Origin of the sequence: Enterobacter cloacae complex sp. SHL021, assembly GCF_049237765.1 — a bacterium.
Classification (GTDB): Bacteria; Pseudomonadota; Gammaproteobacteria; order Enterobacterales; family Enterobacteriaceae; genus Enterobacter; species Enterobacter cloacae.
The window spans coordinates 1-4,849 of sequence record NZ_JBMKJG010000049.1 but is presented as its reverse complement, the minus strand read 5'-3'; the positions used below and the strand labels follow the sequence as shown (position 1 = coordinate 4,849).

The 4,849-nt window shown below is 49.6% G+C and carries 3 protein-coding genes and 3 pseudogenes; 3 read left to right on the top strand and 3 right to left on the bottom strand.

What is annotated here, in order from left to right; genetic code table 11:
* Positions 1-475 precede the first annotated feature (475 nt).
* Positions 476-2,017: an IS91-like element ISCR1 family transposase gene (locus tag ACOTZF_RS24975; protein WP_000050481.1), complete on the top strand. Its 1,542-nt coding sequence runs from the start codon at positions 476-478 to the stop codon at positions 2,015-2,017.
* Between the two features lie 232 nt (positions 2,018-2,249).
* Here the strand turns inward: ACOTZF_RS24975 and ACOTZF_RS24970 are convergent.
* Positions 2,250-2,789 (bottom strand): annotated as a pseudogene (locus tag ACOTZF_RS24970) (ABC transporter substrate-binding protein); the annotation flags it as partial.
* Between the two features lie 534 nt (positions 2,790-3,323).
* Here ACOTZF_RS24970 and ACOTZF_RS24965 point away from each other — a divergent pair.
* Entirely contained in the window at positions 3,324-3,776 is a 453-nt protein-coding gene (locus tag ACOTZF_RS24965; RefSeq protein WP_003833285.1) for an SgcJ/EcaC family oxidoreductase, read from the top strand.
* 41 nt (positions 3,777-3,817) lie between these two features.
* Here ACOTZF_RS24965 and ACOTZF_RS24960 read toward each other — a convergent pair whose 3' ends face one another.
* On the bottom strand, positions 3,818-4,462 hold the full coding sequence (locus tag ACOTZF_RS24960) for a quinolone resistance pentapeptide repeat protein QnrB52 (RefSeq protein ID WP_063866158.1): 645 nt from the start codon (positions 4,460-4,462) through the stop codon (positions 3,818-3,820).
* Between the two features lie 95 nt (positions 4,463-4,557).
* Positions 4,558-4,764, bottom strand: a pseudogene (locus ACOTZF_RS24955) (helix-turn-helix domain-containing protein); the annotation flags it as partial.
* Here ACOTZF_RS24955 and ACOTZF_RS24950 point away from each other — a divergent pair.
* Positions 4,750-4,849, top strand: a pseudogene (locus tag ACOTZF_RS24950) (SMR family transporter); the annotation flags it as partial. The pseudogenes ACOTZF_RS24955 and ACOTZF_RS24950 overlap by 15 nt on opposite strands.

The following is a 4,849-nucleotide window of genomic DNA, read 5'->3' as shown; positions in this document are numbered from 1 at the left end:
TCACCTTCTCGGAAACCCTCGCGAAATTTCGCAGTCGCGACGCCAGAGACCGAGGGTTAGATCATGCCTAGCATTCACCTTCCGGCCGCCCGCTAAATATCTCCTTTTGGGTTGTTAATAAAACATCCAATAAGTTGACTGTGCGTGAAAAAGAAAGTTTTGTGTGATGGCGTTGAAGATCGCACCGTTAAGCTCTTATGTGGGATGGTGCAGAGCTCGACGACTACCGATAAAACGCAACCGCCGCAAACAGACAAGAAAAAGCCCCAACTGATAACAGTTGGGGCTTCAGTATTGTGATTGGTGGAGCAATAGCACCCTGAACCCAAAACCTTCTCGCTCAACCGGTAGTGGCTGATAACAACTCGTGAGGGCTATTGCGGGTTAAGCATTTAGCGATGTCTAGGGCCAGACTGGACGTCTGAACGCAAGCCGCTGATACTGTACATAACCACAGTATCAGCGGAGGATACCCATGTCGCTGGCAAGGAACGCCACGGCGAGTCAATCGCCCACTCAAACAAACGGTTACGAACGCCACCAACCCGACCAGACGCTGCTCTACCAGCTGGTTGAGCAGCACTACCCAGCCTTCAAAGCCTCACTCGAAGCCCAAGGTCAACACCTGCCTCGCTACATCCAACAAGAATTCAACGACCTCCTCCAATGTGGCCGTCTGGAGTATGGTTTCATGCGGGTTCGCTGCGAGGATTGTCATCACGAGCGTCTGGTCGCCTTCAGCTGTAAACGACGCGGCTTTTGCCCTAGCTGCGGTGCCCGCCGGATGGCCGAGAGTGCGGCGCTGCTGATAGACGAAGTCTTCCCCAAGGAGCCCATTCGCCAGTGGGTGCTCAGCTTTCCTTTCCAGCTACGCTTTTTGCTGGCTCGCCATCCCCAGCTGATGGGCCAGGTCTTGAGTATCGTCTATCGTACACTCTCAACTCATCTGATCAAAAAAGCCGGTTACACCAAAGCCTCTGCACAAACTGGCTCAGTGACTCTTATCCAACGCTTTGGCTCCGCGCTAAATCTCAATGTCCACTACCACATGCTGTTTCTCGATGGTGTCTATGCCGAAGATGACTATGGCAAGCAACGCTTCCATCGTGTCAAGGCACCCACTTACGATGAGCTGAATACGCTCGCTCACACCCTCAGCCATCGCATCGCTCGCTGCATGGAAAAGCGTGGGATTTTGGAGCGTGATGCCGAGAATACGTGGTTGACACTGGAAGAGGGCGAAGACGATACGCTGACTCAATTACATGGTGCTTCGGTTACGTATCGCATTGCCGTCGGCCCCCAGCAAGGGCGCAAAGTCTTCACCCTGCAAACCTTGCCAGGGCGTGAGGATAAAGCCGACTCAAGCAGTCGAGTAGCCAACCATGCTGGTTTCTCGCTACACGCCGGTGTGATGGCCGAAGCGCATCAGCGGGATAAGCTTGAGCGCTTGTGTCGCTACATTAGTCGGCCAGCGGTTTCAGAAAAACGTCTGGCATTAACCGCCAATGGGCAGGTGCGTTACGAGCTCAAAACTCCGTACCGCAATGGCACCACCCATGTGATCTTCGAGCCGCTGGACTTCATCGCCAAACTCGCTGCGTTGGTACCTAAGCCGCGAGTCAACCTCACACGCTTCCACGGCGTCTTTGCACCGAACAGCAAACACCGAGTTCAAGTAACACCCGCCAAGCGGGGCAAGAAGCCCGACAAATCGGAAGGTCTCGATACTAACTGGCGTGACAAGAGTCCTGCAGAGCGCCACCGCGCCATGACCTGGATGCAACGCCTCAAGCGAGTCTTCAATATTGATATTGAAGTCTGCGAACACTGCGGCGGTCACGTCAAAGTGATTGCCAGCATCGAAGATCCGAAGGTCATTGAGCAGATTCTCAAGCATCTGAAACAGAAAACAGCCAAGGCGAATGCCGCCAAGCAGCGTGAGCTGCCACCAGAACGAGCGCCGCCACTGACTCCCAGCCTGTTCGATCCATCACAGAGTCGTCTCTTTGACTGACGACCCCAAATCCAACACTGCTCAACACTGCCAACTTTTAAACGGGGCGGTGGGGCAGTTTGTATCTCTCGAGCTATCAGGCTAGAGATTTTACCGCCAAATCGAACCTTATTAGAGCGGTTTAGGCTGGACCGGCAGTTAAAATTGGGGCTTGAGCGGTAAACGAGTGAGGGAATTTCAGGTAAGATACTTCGGATGAGGAGCAAAAAGGTGGTTTATACTTCCTATACCCCATAAAGGAGGCATCCGGTTGCGTTAAGCGGAATTCAACGGTGTTGTTGTCCAGTTTGCGCACGCTTTGGACGTTATCGGCAAACTGCAGGCTGTCGAAGTAGGGGAAACTGCTGCCGTTCACATTGTGCCACGGATGGTGGCGATCAAAGATGCGCTCGAAGGTAAACACCACATCGTCTGCATTCAGTTTGCGGGTGGGGGTGAACCAGGCCGTCTTCTGAAACTGAACGTCACGACGCAGATGGAAGCGGTAGGTTGCGCCGTTATCCAGCACCTCCCAGCTTTCAGCAAGCTCAGGCACCAGCCGATAGGTGTAGGGATCTACATCAAGCAGTCGGTCATACAATTGGGCCGCTAACGTATCGACGATGAGACCGCTGCTCGTTTTTTGTGGGTTGAACGTATTGACTTGCCCGCTGACGCAATAGACAAACCCACTGTCACGGATATCAGCGTGCGGAGCTTGCTCAGGCGCAGCAGCAGCCTGACCACTCAGAAATCCAGCCATCACGATCAGAGATGATAAAACCAGGCGCATAATTTTAATGGATTATATAAAGAGGCTATCTTACTAATACTTAATGACATTTGCCATTACCGTTTGTTTTTGGGAGTAACAGGCTCGATAAGCGCGAGTTCAACACCGCGACATGGTCAAAATTCATACCTGCTATCCACTTTGAATCTACTCTGTTAACTATCTTAGCATTTTCATGGCCCATCTGACTTGCTATAAACGTGGGGGCGTACCTGTCGTTGTTTACTGATTGATATCAGTGTGTGCTCGGAAGATGGAGTATGGCATCGATAACGAAGTGTGGAGCGAGCATTTAGAGTGTCACTATCAATGCTGAACTATAATCATTCAGGAAGCAGTACACGTTATGTGAGTTGTAATAGCTAAAGTATCTATAATTATTTCAATATGTTAATTCCATTTTTTCTTCATGGCATCTTAATCTTCTCACCCATTTATGGTGATGATTTCCATTGGTTATTAAATGCATTTTGGCTTTGATCCTGGTTATGAACGGTTTTCTGTTGCCATTTAACTTCTAATGGAATGAATTGTATGAATAAATTACTGAGCCTTGTTGTTTCACTTGCCCTATTGCCTGGAGCCGTTTTTGCAGCGTCGACTCCAGACTGTGTGAAGGTGAATAAAGCGCAAATCGAAGCGCTATTTGATAAGTGGAACGAGTCATTGAAAACAGGTAACGCGCAGACGGTATCTGAAAATTATCTTAGCGATGCGGTATTGTTGCCTACTGTATCCAATAAAGCGCGTTTAACGGACGCTGAACGTGTTGATTATTTCGAGCATTTTCTTGCGAAAAAGCCGACCGGGAAAATTGACATGCGTACCATTCGCCTGGGGTGTAATAAGGCGATAGACACCGGTACCTACACATTTACCTTCGCGGACAAATCAACGGTTTCAGCCCGCTACACATTCACTTATGCATGGGACGGTAAAGAGTGGAAAATTTCCACACACCACTCTTCAGCGATGCCTGAAGGGTAAAAAGCTGTGCAGGGGGCGGAATATTCACCGCTCCCTGAAGACTAGCCAATAATCGCGATGCCAAGACGTTCCATGAGCAACGATGCCTGGTAGTTGTCCAACTTAACGCCTTGTAAATCAACGCGCCGAATATCTAAGTCACCCAACTCCGAATTGGTCAGATCGCAATGTGTGAAGTTTGCTGCTCGCCAGTCGAAAGTCGAAAACTCGCCGCCGGAGAGATCTGAACCACTGAACGTCGCGCCCAGTACCTGGGCCCCCATCCAACGGTTTTCCCACAGCTCACACTTTTCCAACACGACTTTCGAAAAATTGGCGTAGCTTAGATTTGTGTTAGTGATATATGCACTGCAAAACCAGGTGCGAGTAGTGATCATATTCATAAAACTTGCGCCGCGAAAATCTGCGCCTTGCGCACGACAGTGGCTAATTTCAATGCCAAGCGCACTGGCATTGCGAAAATCCGCCATGGATAAATCACAGCTTTTAAAAATGGCATCTTTCAGCATCGCACGACTAAAATTGCACCCTTTCTGGCTTTCACGATCATAGAACTGACAGCCGATAAATTCAGTGCCGCTCAGGTCGGCACCTGAAAAATCACAGTTAAAAAATGTACTATTTTCAATTTTCTCACCGGTGAAGCGGTTTCTGTTAATTTTTTCGCCAACGAGTGCCAGAGCCATATTTTGTGCCTGTTTTTTTATACAGTAATGGCGTCATGGTAAACCCTGATGAGGTTATGCGTCAAATCCGCCAATATAACATCTGCAAATGTGCGTTAAATCTGGTGTTTTTTCAGCAAAGCGCGAAGCTGATGGTAAGTCAGACCCAGTAATTCAGCGGCTTTTTTCTGGTTAAATTTTGCCTGCTGTAAGCTGGTTTGTAGAAAGTCTTTCTCTTGCTGCTGCTGGAATTCACGCAGATCCAGCGGTAACCCTACAGACATCGGTTTAGTTTCCGGCGCCTGCGGCTGCGTCTGGTTCTGAAATCCATCCCTGTCGGTGTTGCTTATGCAGTCTGGTCGGGACTCGGCGTCGTCATAATTACAGCCATTGCCTGGTTGCTTCATG